The 17,308-nt window shown below is 66.3% G+C and carries 20 protein-coding genes; 8 read left to right on the plus strand and 12 right to left on the minus strand.

The window, feature by feature from the left end; genetic code table 11:
- Positions 1 to 217 precede the first annotated feature (217 nt).
- The 5 genes from purU to AC2ITM_RS00205 form a co-directional block, all read right to left on the minus strand.
- Complete coding sequence (gene purU / locus AC2ITM_RS00185) at positions 218 to 1,102, minus strand: formyltetrahydrofolate deformylase (protein WP_486467822.1); 885 nt, start codon at positions 1,100 to 1,102, stop codon at positions 218 to 220.
- 18 nt (positions 1,103 to 1,120) lie between these two features.
- On the minus strand, positions 1,121 to 2,023 hold the full coding sequence (gene folD / locus AC2ITM_RS00190; protein ID WP_486467823.1) for a bifunctional methylenetetrahydrofolate dehydrogenase/methenyltetrahydrofolate cyclohydrolase FolD: 903 nt from the start codon (positions 2,021 to 2,023) through the stop codon (positions 1,121 to 1,123).
- A gap of 188 nt (positions 2,024 to 2,211) precedes the next feature.
- Complete coding sequence (locus AC2ITM_RS00195) at positions 2,212 to 3,369, minus strand: CaiB/BaiF CoA transferase family protein (protein ID WP_486467824.1); 1,158 nt, start codon at positions 3,367 to 3,369, stop codon at positions 2,212 to 2,214.
- Between the two features lie 138 nt (positions 3,370 to 3,507).
- Positions 3,508 to 4,812 (minus strand): TRAP transporter large permease, encoded by a 1,305-nt coding sequence (locus tag AC2ITM_RS00200; protein WP_486467825.1) that lies wholly within the window; start codon positions 4,810 to 4,812, stop codon positions 3,508 to 3,510.
- Entirely contained in the window at positions 4,809 to 5,369 is a 561-nt protein-coding gene (locus AC2ITM_RS00205; protein WP_486467826.1) for a TRAP transporter small permease, read from the minus strand. The genes AC2ITM_RS00200 and AC2ITM_RS00205 overlap by 4 nt, the downstream gene beginning before the upstream one ends.
- 563 nt (positions 5,370 to 5,932) lie before the next feature.
- Here AC2ITM_RS00205 and AC2ITM_RS00210 point away from each other — a divergent pair.
- Both AC2ITM_RS00210 and AC2ITM_RS00215 read left to right on the plus strand, forming a co-directional pair.
- A complete protein-coding gene (locus AC2ITM_RS00210; protein ID WP_486467827.1) occupies positions 5,933 to 6,169 on the plus strand; it encodes a hypothetical protein in 237 nt (78 codons plus the stop codon).
- Positions 6,166 to 6,450, plus strand: a complete 285-nt coding sequence (locus tag AC2ITM_RS00215; RefSeq protein ID WP_486467828.1) for a hypothetical protein — start codon at positions 6,166 to 6,168, stop codon at positions 6,448 to 6,450. Before AC2ITM_RS00210 ends, AC2ITM_RS00215 begins: the two co-directional genes overlap by 4 nt.
- Positions 6,451 to 6,920: 470 nt before the next feature.
- Here the strand turns inward: AC2ITM_RS00215 and AC2ITM_RS00220 are convergent, their stop codons facing one another.
- Positions 6,921 to 7,226, minus strand: a complete 306-nt coding sequence (locus AC2ITM_RS00220; protein WP_486467829.1) for an antibiotic biosynthesis monooxygenase family protein — start codon at positions 7,224 to 7,226, stop codon at positions 6,921 to 6,923.
- 7 nt (positions 7,227 to 7,233) lie between these two features.
- On the minus strand, positions 7,234 to 8,139 hold the full coding sequence (locus tag AC2ITM_RS00225; RefSeq protein ID WP_486467830.1) for a VOC family protein: 906 nt from the start codon (positions 8,137 to 8,139) through the stop codon (positions 7,234 to 7,236).
- A 162-nt stretch (positions 8,140 to 8,301) separates the two neighbouring features.
- Between AC2ITM_RS00225 and AC2ITM_RS00230 the strand changes: the two genes are divergently transcribed.
- On the plus strand, positions 8,302 to 9,738 hold the full coding sequence (locus tag AC2ITM_RS00230; protein ID WP_486467831.1) for an aldehyde dehydrogenase family protein: 1,437 nt from the start codon (positions 8,302 to 8,304) through the stop codon (positions 9,736 to 9,738).
- A 168-nt stretch (positions 9,739 to 9,906) separates the two neighbouring features.
- Here AC2ITM_RS00230 and AC2ITM_RS00235 read toward each other — a convergent pair whose 3' ends face one another.
- From AC2ITM_RS00235 to AC2ITM_RS00250, 4 genes are read right to left on the minus strand one after another with little or no spacing between them, the layout of a single operon-like run.
- Positions 9,907 to 10,095 (minus strand): hypothetical protein, encoded by a 189-nt coding sequence (locus AC2ITM_RS00235; RefSeq protein ID WP_486467832.1) that lies wholly within the window; start codon positions 10,093 to 10,095, stop codon positions 9,907 to 9,909.
- Between the two features lie 32 nt (positions 10,096 to 10,127).
- Positions 10,128 to 11,576, minus strand: coding sequence for an NAD-dependent succinate-semialdehyde dehydrogenase (locus AC2ITM_RS00240; RefSeq protein WP_486467833.1), 1,449 nt, complete (start codon positions 11,574 to 11,576; stop codon positions 10,128 to 10,130).
- On the minus strand, positions 11,573 to 12,346 hold the full coding sequence (locus tag AC2ITM_RS00245) for an alpha/beta fold hydrolase (RefSeq protein WP_486467834.1): 774 nt from the start codon (positions 12,344 to 12,346) through the stop codon (positions 11,573 to 11,575). The genes AC2ITM_RS00240 and AC2ITM_RS00245 overlap by 4 nt, the downstream gene beginning before the upstream one ends.
- Before the next feature lie 39 nt (positions 12,347 to 12,385).
- Positions 12,386 to 12,565: a hypothetical protein gene (locus AC2ITM_RS00250; protein WP_486467835.1), complete on the minus strand. Its 180-nt coding sequence runs from the start codon at positions 12,563 to 12,565 to the stop codon at positions 12,386 to 12,388.
- A gap of 299 nt (positions 12,566 to 12,864) precedes the next feature.
- Here AC2ITM_RS00250 and AC2ITM_RS00255 point away from each other — a divergent pair, with 299 nt between their 5' ends.
- The 3 genes from AC2ITM_RS00255 to AC2ITM_RS00265 all read left to right on the plus strand — a co-directional run bounded on the left by AC2ITM_RS00255 (position 12,865) and on the right by AC2ITM_RS00265 (position 14,578).
- Positions 12,865 to 13,281, plus strand: a complete 417-nt coding sequence (locus AC2ITM_RS00255; RefSeq protein ID WP_486467836.1) for a VOC family protein — start codon at positions 12,865 to 12,867, stop codon at positions 13,279 to 13,281.
- Positions 13,282 to 13,354: 73 nt separating this feature from the next.
- Positions 13,355 to 13,816: a GlcG/HbpS family heme-binding protein gene (locus tag AC2ITM_RS00260; RefSeq protein ID WP_486467837.1), complete on the plus strand. Its 462-nt coding sequence runs from the start codon at positions 13,355 to 13,357 to the stop codon at positions 13,814 to 13,816.
- Positions 13,817 to 13,828: 12 nt separating this feature from the next.
- Positions 13,829 to 14,578, plus strand: coding sequence for a hypothetical protein (locus AC2ITM_RS00265; RefSeq protein ID WP_486467838.1), 750 nt, complete (start codon positions 13,829 to 13,831; stop codon positions 14,576 to 14,578).
- A 149-nt stretch (positions 14,579 to 14,727) separates the two neighbouring features.
- Here AC2ITM_RS00265 and AC2ITM_RS00270 read toward each other — a convergent pair whose 3' ends face one another.
- Complete coding sequence (locus tag AC2ITM_RS00270) at positions 14,728 to 15,783, minus strand: Ldh family oxidoreductase (protein ID WP_486467839.1); 1,056 nt, start codon at positions 15,781 to 15,783, stop codon at positions 14,728 to 14,730.
- 164 nt (positions 15,784 to 15,947) lie between these two features.
- Here AC2ITM_RS00270 and AC2ITM_RS00275 point away from each other — a divergent pair, with 164 nt between their 5' ends.
- A complete protein-coding gene (locus AC2ITM_RS00275) occupies positions 15,948 to 16,370 on the plus strand; it encodes a cupin domain-containing protein (protein ID WP_486467840.1) in 423 nt (140 codons plus the stop codon).
- A gap of 21 nt (positions 16,371 to 16,391) precedes the next feature.
- Positions 16,392 to 17,285 carry a LysR family transcriptional regulator gene (locus AC2ITM_RS00280; RefSeq protein WP_486467841.1) on the plus strand — a complete coding sequence of 298 codons (894 nt, stop codon included), beginning with the start codon at positions 16,392 to 16,394 and terminating at the stop codon, positions 17,283 to 17,285.
- The last annotated feature ends 23 nt before the right edge of the window (positions 17,286 to 17,308 follow it).

The raw sequence follows: 17,308 nt of genomic DNA on the forward strand, positions 1-17,308 counted from the left end.
GAAGGAAAGCCGGGGGACTGGTGGCTCGGCCCGGCGCCGGACAGGGGACCGGCGCGTGACCGGACCGGGCCCTCCACCAAAAGGTCCGCCGGGCGCGAACAGAAGGAAAGCCGGGCAACTGTGGCTCGGCCCGACGCCGGACAGCGGTCCGGCGCGTGACCGAACCGGACCTTCCACCGGAAGGTCCGCCGGGCCCCGAGGGGCCCGGTGCGTTCGGTCACCCCATCCGCTCGCTGGCGTAGGAGCCGGGCGAGGCCGGGAAGACCACCGTCTTGTTGCCGTTCAGGAACACCCGGTGATGGATATGCGCGTGAATCGCGCGCGCCAGCACCTGGCTTTCCACGTCGCGGCCCAGCGACACGTAGTCCGAAGGGCTTTGCGCATGGGTCACGCGGGCGGTGTCCTGCTCGATGATCGGGCCCTCGTCCAGATCGGCGGTCACGTAATGCGACGTCGCCCCGATCAGCTTCACCCCCCGTTCATAGGCCTGCTTGTAGGGGTTCGCCCCCTTGAAGGACGGCAGGAACGAGTGGTGGATGTTGATGATCCGGCCCGACATCTTCTCGCACATCTCGTCCGAGAGGACCTGCATGTAGCGCGCCAGCACGATCAGCTCGGCGCCGGTCTCGCGCACCACATCCATGATGCGGCCTTCGGCGTCGGGCTTGTTCTCCTTGGTCACCTTGATGTGGTGGAAGGGGATGTCGTGGTTCACCACCAGCTTCTGGTAGTCCATGTGGTTCGAGATCACCGCCACGATGTCCACCGGCAGCGCCCCGATCCGCCAGCGGTACAGCAGGTCATTCAGGCAATGGCCAAAGCGCGAGACCATCAGGACAACCTTCATCCGTTCGCCCGGATCATGGATCGCCCATTGCATGTCGAACGCGTCCGCCACCTTCGAGAACCCCTGATGCAGGTCGTCATGGGTGGCGCCCGTCTCGCTGACGAAGGTCGTGCGCGAGAAAAAGCGCCCCGTCTCGGTGTCGTCGAACTGTGCCAGGTCGCGGATGTTGCAGCCCATCTGGGCCAGAAAGCCCGAGATCTCGGCCACGATGCCGCGGCGGGTCGGGCAGGTGACGGTCAGGATGTATTCACGCATGGTCTCGGCTCCGGCAGATCAGGCAGTCAGGCCTTCGGGTTCGGGCAGCCCGTGCTTGCGGCAGCAGGCGGTCAGGGTGTTGGCCAGCAGGCAGGCGATGGTCATCGGACCCACGCCGCCCGGCACCGGGGTGATGGCACCGGCCACGGCCGAGGCGCTGGCAAAGTCCACATCGCCCACAAGGCGCGTCTTGCCCTCGCCCTTTTCAGGCGCCGGAATGCGGTTGATGCCGACGTCGATCACGGTGGCGCCGGGTTTCACCATGTCGCCGGTGATCATCTCGGGGCGACCGACGGCGGCCACCAGGATGTCGGCCTGGCGGCAGACCGCGGCCAGATCCTGCGTGCGCGAATGCGCGATGGTCACGGTGCAGCTGTCCTTCAGCAGCAGCTGCGCCATCGGCTTGCCGACGATGTTCGAGCGCCCCACGACCACGGCGTTCAGACCGGACAGGCTGCCGTGGTGATCGCGCAGCATCATCAGGCAGCCCAGCGGCGTGCAGGGCACCATGGATTTCTGGCCCGTCGCCAGCAGACCCACGTTCGAGATATGGAAGCCGTCGACATCCTTGGCGGGCGTGATCGCGTTGATCACCTTGGCCTCGTCGATATGCTTGGGCAGCGGCAGCTGCACCAGGATGCCATGCACGGCCTCATCGGCGTTCAGCTGGTCGATCAGCGCCAGCAGGTCGGCCTCGGGGGTGGCGGCGTCCAGCTTGTGCTCGAACGAGTTCATGCCGCATTCGACGGTCTGGGTGCCCTTGTTGCGCACATAGACCTGGCTGGCCGGGTCCTCGCCCACCAGCACCACGGCCAGGCCGGGCACCAGGCCGTGCTCGGCTTTCAGGGCGGCGACCTTCTGGGTCACACGGGCGCGGACGTCGGCGGCGAAAGCCTTGCCGTCAATGATCGTTGCAGTCATGTCTTCCTCGGTGTCCTGTTCCTGCCGGTCGCCCGGCCGGGCGACGCGCCCCTGCCGTACCGGAGTTTCTGCCGAAGAAACAGCACCCGACTGCCCCCGAAGCGACGTTATTTGCACACCCCACGACCGAAACGGGCGCCCGCGTTTCCGCAGGCGCCCGCATGTTTCCGATCCGCGACAGGGGCCGGTCAGTCGCCCTCGAATCCCCAGGTGCCGCTGCCCAGGGCGGGGCCGGCGCGATCCAGCACCAGCGGGCTGCGCGAAAACCGGATCGGCGTGCGGATCCCGGCGATGCCCTCGGGTTCGACCACCATGCCGCGGGCAGCGATCTGCGGATCCGAAAGCGCCTCGGCCACGGTGTTGATCGGGCCGCCGGGGACGCCCGCGGCCTCCAGCTCCGCGATCAGCTGCGCCTTGCTGCGGGTGGCGGTGGCGGCGGCGATCATCGGGCACAGCACATCCCGGTGGGCGACGCGGGCGGGGTTGGTGGCATAGTCGGGATGCGCCGCGACCCCCTCCAGCCCCAGCATGTCGCACAGTGCCGCGAACTGGCGGTCATTGCCGCAGGCGATGATCAGATGCCCGTCCGAGGCCGGGAAGACCTGATAGGGCACGATGTTGGGATGGGCATTGCCCAGCCGCGTGGGCGTCTTGCCGCCCAGCAGCTGGTTCATCGCCTGGTTCGCCAGCACGCCGACGCCGCTGTCCAGAAGCGACAGGTCCACATGCTGCCCCAGCCCCGAACGCGCCCGTTCCGCCAGCGCCGCCTGGATGCCGATGACACCGTAAAGCCCGGTGAAGATGTCGATCCAGGCCACGCCGATCTTCTGCGGCTCGCCCGCCGGATCGCCGGTCAGGTCCATGATCCCGCACATGCCCTGGATCAGGAAGTCATAGCCCGGCTGTTTCGCCCGCGGCCCGTCCTGCCCGAACCCCGTGACCGAGGCATAGACCAGACCGGGGTTGAGGGCCGAGAGGCTCTCGTAATCCAGGCCGAACTTCTTCAGCCCGCCCAGCTTGAAATTCTCGACCACCACGTCGGCATCGGCGATCAGGTCCTTGACGCGCGCCAGATCCGCCGGATCGGCGAAATCGCAGATGACCGAGGTCTTGCCCCGGTTGGCGGCATGGAAATAGGCCGCGACCGTCTCGGTTCCGCCCTGCCCGTCGGGGCGTTCGATGAAGGGCGGGCCCCAGGTGCGGGTGTCGTCGCCGCCGGGGCTTTCGACCTTGATCACCTGGGCCCCCAGATCCGCCAGCGTCTGGCCGATCCAGGGACCGGCCAGGATGCGGGCCAGTTCGACCACCTTCAGCCCGGCCAGCGGGGCCGCGTTTTGATCCGTCATGGTCTCCTCCCTTGATGATCCGGCCTCATGTGTAGGGGGTGAGAGGGCTTGATAGAAACGCCAAAACCTCATGAGGTGATGCGCGAAAAACATAAGGGCGGCCCCGAAGGACCGCCCCCCTGCCGTCTGGCCGTGGCGCTAGTGGGCGAAGGTCGTCAGCCACAGCGCCATGCCCGGGAAGGCCAGCAGCGCCAGCAGCCGCATCACGTCCACCGCGAAGAAGGGTGCGATGCCGCGGAAGATCCGGGCGATCGCCACGTCCTGCAGCATCGCCTTCAGGATATAGACGTTCATGCCGATGGGCGGGGTGATCAGGCTGATCTCGACGATGACGACGGTGACGATGCCCCACCAGACCAGATCAAAGCCCATGGCATGGACCAGCGGGATCACCACCGGCACGGTCAGGAAGATGATCGCGAACCCGTCCAGGAAGCAGCCCAGGCACAGGTAGAAGACGATCAGCGCCAGCAGCACCTGATGCGGCGACAGGCCAAGCCCGCCCACCATGTCGACCAGGTTGCCCGCCAGCCCCGAGATGTTGACGAACTGGTTCATCACCATCGACCCCGCCGCCACGACAAAGATCATCGCCGAGATCCGCGCCGCCTCGCGCAGCGACGACGCCAGCACCCAGAAGGTCATCTTGCCGCGCGCCAGGGCGAACAGGAAGGCGCCGCCTGCGCCAAAGCCCGCGGCCTCGGTCGCGGTGAAGACGCCCAGCACCAGCCCCGCCATCACCAGCGCGAACAGCGCCAGCACCCCCCAGACCTTCAGCAGCGACTGGTAGCGTTCCTTCCAGGTGAAGGTCGGCCCCGCAGGCGCCCATTTCGGGAACAGAAGCGCGGTGCCCACGCCCACCACAAGGTAAAGGCCCAGCTGGATCAGCCCCGGCAGCAGCCCCGCGACGAACAGATCGCCGATGCTCTGTTCCGTCAGCAGGCCATAGACGATCAGCGCCCCCGAGGGCGGGATCAGGATGCCCATCGTGCCGCCCGCGGCGACGGTGGCGGCGCTGAAGCCTTCCTCGTAATCGGCGTCCTTCATCGAGGGGATGCAAATCCGCGCCATGGTCGCCGCCGAAGCCGAGGACGACCCCGACAGCGCCGCGAAGCCGCCGCAGGCAAGGATTGTCGCCATGCCAAGGCCCCCCGGCAGGTGCCCGATCCAGCGCGCCGCCATGTTGTAAAGGTCATCCGCCAGCCCCGCCTTGACGACGAAGACCCCCATCATGACGAACAGCGGCATGGCGGCGAACTGTTCGCCCAGGGCCAGGTTGACGATCTCGCGCTCGGCGGTCGAGATCGCGGCGGTCAGCCCGCGCGGGTGCAGCCAGGCAAAGCCCGCCAGCCCGCAGACGATCATCGCAAAGCCCAGGGGAACGCGGGTGAAGGCGATCAGCAGCAGAAGCGCGCCGAAGACGCAGATGATGGCCAGGGTCATTTCGCGTGCTCCGAGGGTTGCAGCTTGTGGGCCCGCTGTTCCGCCTTGGACCGGCGGTCGGGCAGATGGGCGATGTAGCGATCCGCGACCAGCACGATGGCGATCACCATCAGCCCGGCCGAAACATAGATGACAGGCGCCATGGGGACTTCGTAATGGGCTGACAGGTTGCCGATGCGGGCCTGACGGTTGGCGAAATCCCAGACCAGCCAGGTCAGCAGCAGGGTGACGCCGATCTCGAACAGCGCCGAAAAGATCGCCTCGGCCTTGGCCAGCGCGCCTCGGTACAGCTCGACGAAAAGGCCGACGCGGATATGGGCGTTCTCGCGCACCAGGATCGGGATGGACGAGAAGAAGAAGATGCACAGCAGGAACGAGACGATCTCCTGCGCGCCGAGGACGGGATGGCTGATCTGCCGGCCGATGCTGTCGGCGAAGTTCACGAAGATCATGCCGATCATCGAGAGCCCCGAGACAGTGGCGCAGATCAGGTCGAGGATCTTGCCGAGCCTTCTCATGATGCCTGCCCCGCCCGCCAGATCGGGTTCGTCGGCCACGCGGTGGCGCTGTCCGCGCCGGGGACGCCTTTTGCAAGGGCGCAGGCAGCCGCCAAGGCCGCCGCACCGGGGGTGCTGCGCAGGTTCATCATTCTCCTCCCTCTCCTGATGGCATTTCTCCCGAATGCCGCCTCTGATCCTATGGAGAAGCGGCCTTCTGGCAAGCGGCAAAACGGACCGCAGAGAGCGGGAACTCATATGAATTAACAAATTACATGGGTCGAAAATTAATTGCCAAAACAATTTATGCCCAGCACTGTAGCACCTGAATGTCGTCTCTGACGAATTTAAAAAAATGACGCAAATTCAATCTTCTGAAATAAATTACCTGCGTAGGAAGCAGGCATGAAAACCTCACCTTCGGGTCGAAATTTCAGGGTCAATGGAATTTCCACCAAGAAATTCATCACGCCACCCGGACAAAACCCCTCAGAAATTGCGAATTCGACGACATAAGTGTTACGGCTCACATGACAATTCAAACACCATCAGTGAGCGCGCCTGCCGCAAGGCGCGGGCAGACCCTGCCGCAGGAAACCTCCACACCCAAAAGACCCCATTTCATGCGGCTCACCACCGATCAGCGCCGGGCGGATGGCCTGGGCTGCGACAGGCGCCCGGGACTGAAGAGCCTGCATATCGGCGTGCTGGCGGCCTGCGGCACCTGCCACGGCCGTTGCCATGTCACCAGCCCGGTCTGCATACTGAACCCGGCCAGCCCGATGGCCGAGCGGATGCCCTCAGGCCACACGGCCTGGAGCAATGGCGCGCCACTGCCGAAATCCCATGTCACTTCGTGAAACGGCTGCACAACTCGGGCGATGATACGGCGCTGCGCGGCAAGAGCCACCTGCCGAATATCCCGATGGTGCCCCCGGGGCGGCGCAGCAGCCCGCACCGCCCCGGGGGCTTTTCCGCCACCACGCCCGACACCACCACGGCGACCCGGTCGGAGTTTGCTCAGGGCCATGCAGGGAAGCGCCCCGATGCGGCGGCAAGCCGACCGTTCCACGGCTTCGATCACGTCGATCTGGTGACCCGTTATGGCGATGACGCGGGCGGGGCCTACGGGCCTGACTGAAGACACCGACCCCGAGGCCGGGCTGACCGGTGCCGAACACCAGCTGTCGCTTGACGACGCGGTGCTTCAGGCGGTGCGCACCCGCTCGGGTACAGGCAGTCTGGGGGGGAGGCAGGGGGCTGAAATCAAGGCCCTGACGCCGTGCTGATGCCGTTGGACGCGTGGCGACAGGGTTCTGGGGGATCAGCCGGGATCTGCTGTCTGTGCGACAACCGCAACCGGATGTCGATGTTCGACAGCGTCAACGACAGAGAGCTGTACGCGACCTGCAGAAGCGCCCGGGCGAATTCGCCAATCCCCGAGCGGCGCCCAACGGCATGGCCTGAAGATCCGCCTGTGCCGCAGGGGGGCCCGGTCCCGGCATCGAGCCGGGGCAGGGCCCGTTGCCGAACCCGGCTCGATGCCGGGCTCGGCAACCGCCTCGCCCCATCGCAAGCGCAGACGGAGCCGCCCCGTCCATCGCACAGCCGTCAGGCCCCGAAACCGGCGACAACCACCTCTGAATGGTCGACCTTCGGCGGCTCGACAAAGAACGGTCCGGCCAGCCCGCGCCACTCCTGGAACCCGGGGCTGTTGCGGAACCCCTCCGTATGGGCTTCCAGCGTGTCCCACATGACGATCAGCCGGTAGGTCCCGGGGGCCTCGATCACCCGCTCCAGCCGCATCCCCAGGCACCCCTCGGCCCCCCGGAACACCGCCACCGCCTGTTCCACCGCCACCAGGAAAGCCGCTTCCCGCGCCGGATCGATCTTCACTTCTGCAACTTCACGGATCATCCTGTCCTCACGCCTCTTCCGATTGCACGCCCGAGCTCTTCAGGATCCACAGGTGATGCCCGGGGTTCTTCTCCCAGATCCGCGTCTCCCAGCTCTTGTCCATGCGGTCCATGTCCGCCACGAATTCGATCCGCCCCCCGCAGGGATTGTGCACAAAGCGGAACACGTTCGACCCCAGCGTATGCCGCCCCAGCCGCCGGCTTTCCTTCCACCCGGCCGCGATCATCTGGTTGCCGGCCTCGATCACCGCGTCGAAATCATAAACCTCCATCGCGATGTGGTTGATCCCCGCCTTGTCAGGCCGGAAGCACAGGAAGAAGTTGTGGTGCTCGATATCCCCATCGGTCTGCAGGAAGGTCCCGGTGTCCAGCACCTTGTCCACCGCCTTGAAGTTCAGCAGCCCGCAGTAGAACTCCAGCGCCTCGGCATTGGCCGCCTTGGTGATGTTGAGCGCGCAATGCACGATCCGGATCACCCCCACCCGGCCATAGGAACTCAGCCGCCCGTTCACCCGCTCATGATGGGCATTCTGGTTGTGGGGCCGCAGCACCGCCTCGGCCGGGGTCTTCCCCGATACGACAAAGGCCACCGACAACCCGTTGGGGTCTTCCGTCACCACCCGGTCCGCCAGCCGCACCGCGCGGTTGCCCAGCACCCCGGCAATCCGCTCCAGATCCGCGGGGCCGCTCACCCCCCAGACCAGCTGGCGCAGCGTCGGGCCGTCCTCGATGCCCGCCGGCAGCGCGGGATCATCGGCGGCCCGCAGGACCACCCGCTGGTTCTCCAGCGTGCGCAGCACCCGCACGGGTCCCTCGCCCTGCAGCACCTCCAGCCCGGCATCGGCGTAGAACCGCGTTGCCACCTCCAGGTCATCGACCCCGTAATGGACTTCCTCGATCCGATCTATGGTCATGGACACTCCTCCTGCTCCCATGACCTTACAACTATCTCCAGGCACTGGGCAGGGGGCCATTGTCGCCCCGCGCGCATTTCAAAGTCACCCTGACAGGCGGATGCCGCATCCCCCAACCCGCGATACCCTTGCGCCATCAAACACCAGCAGGAGGAGCGCCCCATGTTCCACAACTTCATCGCGGGCGAATGGACCGGCGCCACCGAGGCCTCGGTCAACATCAACCCATCCGACACCAGCGACACAATCGGCGAATTCGCCCGCGCCTCTGCCGCCGATGTCGACACCGCCGTTGCCGCCGCCCGGGATGCCTTCCCGGCCTGGTCGCTGGCCAGCCCCGCCACCCGCGCCGCCGTGCTGGCAAAGGCCGCCGCCGCCATCCTCGCCGACACCGACCGCCTCGGCTACGAACTCAGCCGCGAGAACGGCAAGACCCTGGCCGAGGGCCGCGGCGAGGCCCTGCGCGCCGGCCAGCTCTTCGATTTCTACGCCGGCGAGGCCCTGCGCATGGAAGGCGTCAAGATCCCCTCGATCCGCGACGGAGTCGAGGTCGAGGTGACGCGCGAACCCGTCGGCGTCGTCGGCATCATCGCCCCCTGGAACTACCCGCTGGCGATTCCCGCCTGGAAGATCGCCCCCGCGCTGGCCTATGGCTGCACCGTGGTCTTCAAGCCCGCCGACCTGGTGCCCCATTCCGCCTTCGCCCTCGCCCGCATCCTCGAACAGGCCGGCATCCCGAAAGGCGTCTTCAACCTGGTGATGGGCCGCGGCTCGGTGGTGGGCGAGGCGATGCTGACCCATCCGGGCATCAACGCCCTCTCCTTCACCGGCTCCACGGCCACCGGCCTGCATGTCGCCCAATGCGCCACCTCCCGGATGCCGATCAAGAAATTCCAGCTGGAACTCGGCGGCAAGAACCCCCTGGTGGTGATGGATGACGCGGACCTCGACCTCGCGATCGACGTGGCCGTCAACGGCGCCTTCTACGGCACCGGCCAGCGCTGCACCGCCTCCTCGCGGCTGATCGTCCAGCAGGGCATCCATGACCGCTTCGTCGAAGGCGTCACCAGAAGGATCGAGGCACTCCGCGTCGGCCACGCACTCGAGGACGGCATCCAGATGGGCCCCGCCATCGACGCCAAGCAGCTGCAGCAGGATCTCGACTACGTCGATATCGGCCAGAAGGAAGGCGCCCGCCTGGTCACCGGCGGCGCCCGCCTGCAACGCCCGACCGATGGCTTCTTCCTCTCCCCCGCCCTCTTCACCGAGGCCACCAACGACATGCGCATCGCGCGCGAGGAAATCTTCGGCCCCGTCGCCTGCGTGATCCGCGTGCGCGACTACGAAGAGGCCCTCGCCACCGCCAATGACACCGAATACGGCCTCTCCTCCGGCATCTGCACGACCAACCTGAAATACGCCAGCCACTTCAAGCGCCACAGCGCGGCGGGCATGGCGATGGTCAACCTGCCGACCGCGGGCGTCGATTTCCACGTCCCCTTCGGCGGCCGCAAGTCCTCCTCCTCGGGTCCGCGCGAACAGGGCCGCTCGGCCGCGGAATTCTACACCGCCACCAAGACGGCCTACATCCTGCCCTGACACCGACAGGCCGCCCCGCGCGCCCCGGGGCGCCCCTCCTCATTTTCTTGTTCCAAATACCTCGGGGGAATCGCCGCAGGCGATGGGGGCAGCGCCCCCCCTCTCCCCCTCCAAACGCCAAAAGGCCGGGACAATCGCCCCGGCCCTTCCACCTTCCCCGATCCGACCTCAGTCGTGATCGTCGTCGTTGTTCACATACATGACGAAATGCAGCGCGTGGTTCTCGGTCGAGAACGGCCCGAACACCCGGTCCTCCCCCGCGCCCGGCACCACGATGTAATAGCCCGCCTCCGGGTGGTCCTCATCCGTGGCATCGCCCTCGTGCCAGTACGGCTTCACATCTTCCAGATCCAGCATGGTCTCTCCTCCTCTGCCTTGTCAGTCCAGCGTCAGTCCAGCCTGTGCGACAGGCGCTTGACGATCGTATAGGCCGCAAAGCCCTCCTGCCCGCCCTCGCGGCCATACCCACTTTCCTTCACCCCGCCGGAAGGCGCCTCGTGCACCGATCCGCCGGTGTGGTTGATCGACAGGATGCCCGCCTCGAAGGCCTCGCCGAACCGGATCGCCGTCGCGGCGTCGTTGGTGAACCCGTAGGCCGCCAGCCCGTAGGGGCTGTCGTTGGCCTCGGCGATGGCCGCGTCCAGATCGCCATAGCGCCGGATCGGCACCACCGGACCAAAGGGTTCCTCGTGCAGGATCGCGGCCTCGGGGGGGACATCGGTCAGCACGGTGGGCTCAAAGAAATAGCCCTCGTTGCCGATCCGCTTGCCGCCCAGCACCACCTTGGCGCCCTTGTCGACGGCATCGGCCACCAGCCGCTCCATCGCCTCCAGCCGGCGCGGGTTGGCCAGCGGGCCCATCCAGGTGCCCTCCTCCAGCCCGTCGCCCACCTTGAACTTCATCGTCTGGCTGACGAAACTTTCCACGAAGGCGTCATGCCCCGCCTCGGGCACCAGGAACCGCGTGGGGGACGTACAGACCTGCCCCGCGTTGATGAACTTGCCAAAGGCCGAGCGCTTGCCCGCCTCAGCCGGATCGTAATCGGGCGCCACCACCACCGGGGCATGGCCGCCCAGCTCCATGATGCAGGGTTTCATCACCTTCGCCGCCAGACCGGCCACCAGCTTGCCCACCGGAACCGAACCGGTGAAGGCAACCATACGGATGGGTACGGAGTTGATCAGATGCTCCGAGATCATCGGCGGATCGCCGAACACCAGGTTCACGCAGCCCGCAGGCAGGCCCGCTTCCTCGAGGCACTTGACCAGTTCGACCGCCGCGCGCGGGGTTTCCTCGGAACATTTGATGACAAAGGTGCAGCCCGCCGCCAGCCCGGGGGACATCTTGCGCAGCGGCCCGCCGATCGGAAAGTTCCACGGCACGAAGGCCGCCACCGGGCCGATCGGCTGCACGATGGTCGACAGCCGGATATTGGGCGCCGAAGACGGAATCACCCGGCCATAGGCACGCCGGGCCTCTTCGGCGTACCACGACAGCGTGCCCGAGGCGCGCATCACCTCGCCCCGCGTCTCGCGCAGCGACTTGCCGTTTTCCAGCGTCGCGATGCGGGCGATTTGGTCGGCGCGCGCCTTCATCAGCGCCTCGGCGCGCATGAGGATGGCGTTGCGCTCTTCGACGGGGGTCTTCGACCAGACCCTGAAGGCGCGTTCCGCCGCCGCCACCGCGCGGTCCAGATCGGCGGCCGTGGCATGGGGCACGCGGCCGATCTCGCGCCCGGTGGCGGGGTTGAAGACCGGCTCGCTGTCGCGGGCCGTGGCGGGGATCCATTCGCCGTCGATATACAGCTCTGCGTCGGGGTAATCGCGGGACGGGGTCATTGGCCATAGACCTTCTGCAGGAACTTGTGGACCTCGGAGTTGAAGATCGCCGGCTGTTCCCAGTACATCGAATGCGGCCCGTCCGGCACAACCGAGATCGAGCCGTTCTGCAGCTTGCCCGCCGCCATCCGCACCGTGTCCGGCCACAGCACCGCATCCTTGCCACCGGCCAGGAAATGCACCGGCACGCCGGTCGCGTCGATCTCGGCGCAGGTCGGCCCTTGGGCGTTGAGGTTGCGCAGATCCTGCATGGTGGCGTTGTTGAAGGTGCCCTGCTCCTTGAACAACCAGGCCATCTCGGGGTTGCCATCGCGGAAGGCGCGCGACAGCAGGCGGTCCATGACCGGCAGCTTCTCGGCCTCGGCGCGGTTGGCCAGCTGGCGTTCCTTGATCTCGGGGTCGGAAATGCCGCCCAGGCTGTGCGCCAGGATCACCCCCGAGGTCATCTGCGGATAGACCATCGCCATCTTCAGGCAGGGCAGCGCGCCGATCGACTGGCCCAGGAAGACCGATTTTTCGATCCCGGCATCTTCCATCACCGCCTTCAGGTCATGGATGAATTCCTGGCTGTCCGGGCCGCCCTCGACCGGGTCCGACAGGCCGAAGCCGCGCAGGTCGGGCAGCACCACGGTGTAGAACCGGCTGAGATAGGGCACCTGCTGCCACCAGGCCGCATGATGCCCGCCAGATCCGTGCACCAGCGTGATCGCCGGGCCGCTGCCGTGGGTCTCGTAATAGATGCGGGTTCCGTTCGCGGAAACGTAAGGCACTCTGGTTCCTCCCAAAAGTCCTGGAGCCCTCGGGCCCCTCTACTCCTCTGCCGCGTCGGGATCGTGATCTTCATCATGATCGTCGACGAGGCCCTCGTTGATCTGCGTCCGGCCGCTGACCAGGAAGGTGGCGGGGTCCGGGATCGGTCCCGGCTTGCGTTTCTGCTTCGCCTTCGCGGGCGGCCCCCCGGCCACGGCGCCCCTGACCTTCCTTGCCATGATCTCACTCTCCACTGGACGTCGAGACTGAGACTAAGCGCGCCTCCCCGCGCCCCGTAAGCCCTGCCGCGGGAAACCCAGAAGTGCGGTCCCCATGACAATTCGATCAACACTGTCAAATTTCATGCAACATTGGTTCCCGGGGCCCTTTCTTGTCCCCTCAAGAATATCGCCTCAGGTTCGGGATAAGCGACCGAAAGAATCGCGGCAAGGAAAAACTTGTCTTGTCAGAGGACCTGAGTGCGATACACTCGGCCCGTATCTCTTTCGGGACTGGAGATTTAGGAGGAGAAATCCCGATGAAAATGGAACTTCCGGAGGACATGAGCAAACAGCCTCATTCCATCCACCACGTCAATTTTCCCACCACCAACGCCGAGCGGACGAAGGAATGGTATGCCCGGATCTTCGGGTTGCAGCACCAGGACGTGTCGAAATGGTCGAACACCAAGGTGCTGCTGATGACGCGCGGCAATTTCGACCTGCATTTCACACCCTGCACCCCGGAGCAGATGGTGCGCATGGCGCCCTTCCACTTCGCGGTCGAGGTCTATGACTGGGACACCTTCCTGGCCCATCTGAAGGCCAACAAGGTGCGCTACACGAAACCCGTGGAACGGCCGCAGAACCAGTCCAAGTTCTGCTACATCCACGACCCCGACGGCACGATGATCGAACTGGTCTACCACGGCAACCGCGACGCGGTGCCCGCCTGACCCTGCCTGCCCCGGCCCGGTGCCGGGGCGGCGTCGATTTTCCCTCAGGACAACTCCGGACAGGAGACGTGACATGATTACCCTGGAACAGGCGCGCGAGATCATCTCGGCCGCGCAGGGCGAAGCCGTGACCCTCGGCAAGCCCATGACCATCGTCATCTGCGACACCGGCGGCTTCATCGTGGCCTGCGACCGCATGGATGGCGCCCGCCCGCTGACCCCGCAGATCGCCCATGCCAAGGCCTATACCGGTGCGATCATGCAGCGCCCCGGCACCATGCTGAAGGGCTGGGCCGAAAGCCAGCCGGGCTTTTGGGCGGCGGTCAGCCAGATGGGCGGCCAGCCGATCGTGGCGACCCATGGCGCGATCACCATCAAGAAGGACGGCCAGATCATCGGCGGCATGGGCGCGTCTGGCGGCACCGGCGAAGAGGACGAGGCGCTGTGCATCGCGGTGCTTTCGAAGCTGGGCTACGACACCAACTTTGCCGAATGGAACAAGGTGCGCGCGCCCGTCCTGGCGCCGGCGCAATAAGGGAGGCCGACCATGGCTGACGAATTCGTCTACCGTTCCGATCCGCCGTCGCTGCTGGCGGGGGGCGACATTGCCGAGCTGGCGCTGATGCAGGAGAAGGCGGGCCTGTCGGTGGTAACCCCCGGCGCACCGCTGAGCGCGGCCGAGATGAAGGCCGGCCCGCACGAGGCCATCGACCGGCTGACCGCCGACCTGCGGGCCGCGAAATCCGCGACCACCCAGCCGGTGAAGCTGGCGCTGCCGCTGCCGGGGGCCAACGGGCTGGACCCGATGCTGCTGGGCGGGCTGATCGGCAACCTGATCACCGAGGGCGCCACCATCCTGGAGTTCGACGGCTCGGTCCTGCAGAACCCCGAGGTGGACGCGGGCGACGACGGTTTCACCCTGTCGGGCCTGCTGCGCCCCGAGGGGTTCCGGCTGTCGATCCACATGGGCCGGCTTGCCGACTGGGAGGCCGACCGCCTGGAAGAGGTGGCCGGGGACCTGGCGGCGGACCGCTATGTCTTCGACGTGACGGCCGAGGATGACTTTGCCAAGCTTGCGCGCCTGCCCGAGGACAGCCTTGCCGTGCTGGGCATCGTCGATGTCGAGCGCGGCATGGATGGCGATGCGGTGCTGGAGATCCTGGATGCCGCCGCCGAGGCCTTTGACGAGGACCGCATGGCGCTGACCACCTTCGGGCCCGCCGCGGGCGAGACCAGCCGGGCCAACCTGGCCGCCGTGGCGGATCTGGCGGTGCGCTTCTGGGGGTTCGCGATCTGACCAGACGGTTGCGTATGGAATGGAGGGGCCGGTTCGCCGGCCCTTTCGGCATCTGCGGTTCCGGGGGGCTTTTTCCTGCGCCATCGAGGCTGCAGGAAAAAGGGGCCGCCCGAAGGCGGCCCCGCTGCGGCACCCTTGGGCGCCGGGGATCAGGCCAGTTCGCTTTCTGGCATGTGCAGGCCCTTGGCCTGGGCCAGGGCGGTGACGGTGCGGAACAGTTTCTCGGGGATCGGGATGCCGCCCGAGAGGCGTTTCGCCCTGGTCGCCGCGCCGCGGTCGCCGGGGATACCGATGGTTTCGCCCTCGATCGCGGGCAGGGCCCGGATCGCGGCCAGCGTTTCGGCCACGTCGGTCTGGAAGGTCGCCGGATCACCGAAGGCGGCCGGGTCCAGGATAATGACGACGGCATTCTGGCGGTGTCGCTTGGCGCCGTCCTCCTTGCGGTGGATCGGCCCCAGGGTCGGCACCCCGGCCAGCACCGAGGTCAACAGCTCGAACCCCAGCGACAGGCCCGCGCCCTTCATGCCGCCCAGCGGCAGCGGCCATTTGGCGATCTCGGGGTCGGTGGTGACGACGCCCTCGGCCGAGACGGCAGCGTTTTCCGGCAGCGCCTCGGCCCGCATCTTGTACTGGCCGATCTTGCCGAAGGCGATGACCGCCGTCGCCATGTCCAGCAGGAACGGCCGACCATCGGCCGAGGGGATGCCGATGGCGATGGGCGAGGTCGCCACACCCGCCGCCTTCGCGCCGGGATAGGCCATGTTGGGCATCCCCGACAGCATCAGCAGCGCCACCATGCCCTGCTGCGCGGCCTTTTCGACGTAATAGCCCATGGCGCCCGCATGGACGGTCTGGCGCACCTGCACCCAGGCGGTGCCGGTTTCCTTCGCCATCTCGACACCCAGGTCGACGGCACGCGACAGGGCGACGGCGCCAGGGGCGAAATCGGCCTCGATCAGGGCGGTGGCGGGGCGGGGGCGGGTCTCGAGCATCTGGGGGGTGCGGTTCGCCTCGCCGCTGTCGAACAGCTCCAGATAGCGCGGCAGACGGCTGAGGCCGTGGCTGTCGACGCCGCGCTGGTTGGCCCAACAGAAGACATCGGACATCGCCTGGGCATGATCAGCGCCAACGTCATGGGCCATCAGAAGATCGGTGACGAAACGCTGCAGCGCGTCCGCCGGAACAAGGTGCTTTGCCGGGGGCATGGGGGTCTCCTCCTTTGAGAATGCAGGGAACTGACCCGCAGCCTAGACCCGTTGCCGCGCCACCGCAGGCGATGCTTTCGCAAGCGAATGTTGCAGAAGATTTGACAATGCTGACGCATTTTGGACGCTAGTATCCTGAGGAATCAAAGAGGAGGAGACCCGCCATGACCGCCGAAGCCACCATCCTGATCTGTGATCAGATCAAGGTCATCGAACGCGGCAGCGGGATCCGGACCTGGCCGCTGGCCACGCATTTCCAGCTCCCCCATGCCCATTTCACCACCGGCATGTCCGTCTATCCGGTGGGCGAAGGCGCCCCCATGCACAAGCACAACTGCGACGAGCAGGTCACGCTGCTGGAAGGCACCGGCGAATGCGAGGTCGACGGCGTGATCACCGCGCTAAAGCCCTATGACACCACCTATATCCCCAAGGGGATCTACCACTGCTTCCGCAACACCGGCCAGGTGCCGATGCGGATCCTGTGGGTCTACGACACGATGAAGGTCACCCGCACCTTCGCCGCCGACGGCATCGAGGTCGAGCACCTGTCGAAAGAGGATCTGATGGGCGTCGCCGAAAGCTGAGCCGCGGAAAGGACCCGACCGATGGATCATTTCCTGACCATGCGCTCGTTCGTCGAGGTGGTGAAGAAGGGCAGCTATACCGAGGCCGCCAATTACCTGGGCACCTCGCGCGCCCTGGTGTCACGGCACATCCTGGACCTTGAGGAACGCCTGCAGGTGCGGCTGCTGAACCGCACCACGCGCTCGATTTCCGTGACCGAGGACGGGCGGCATTACTACGAATTCTGCGAACGCATCCTGACCGAGGTCAAGGAGACCGAGGACGGCATGTCCCGCCGCATGTCCGAGGCCCAGGGCAACCTGGCCGTGGTCGCCCCGAAATGGCTGGGCAACTATGAAATCGGCGACGCGGCGACCAGTTTCTCGATGGAATACCAGGACATCAGCCTGAAGCTGTCGCTGGGGGGGATGGCGCCCAATGCCTATGACTTCATCGACCAGGGCTATGACATCGCGCTGCACACAAGGCGCATCCCCGACAGCCTGATCCGCGCCAAGCTGATCACCACCTTCGAATTCGTCGTAGCGGCCTCGCCCGACTATCTGCAGAAGATGCCGCCGATCCTGACACCTGCCGATCTGGGCCAGCACAAGGGCCTGATCCAGACCAACGATCCGGTCTGGCGCCTGACGCGCGACGGCGACATGATCAAGGCGCGGATCCCGACGGCGTTCTCGTCCAATACCTATTCGATCCTGCACAAGGCCGCGCTGAAGGGGCTGGGGGTGGCGATCCTGCCGGTGCCGCTGGCGCATGACGACCTGGAGGCGGGCCGGCTGGTGCGCGTCCTGCCCGACCACGAGATCGAGCCGCGGCCGCTGTTCGCCGCCTTTGCCCCCGGCAAGATCATCCCGATGAAGGTGCGCCTGTTCATCGACTACCTCACGGACTGGTTCCGCGACCATCCGATCTGACCCGCCGGCCGCGCGCCGGTCCT

The organism is Pseudooceanicola sp. NS-SX9 (genome assembly GCF_057380705.1).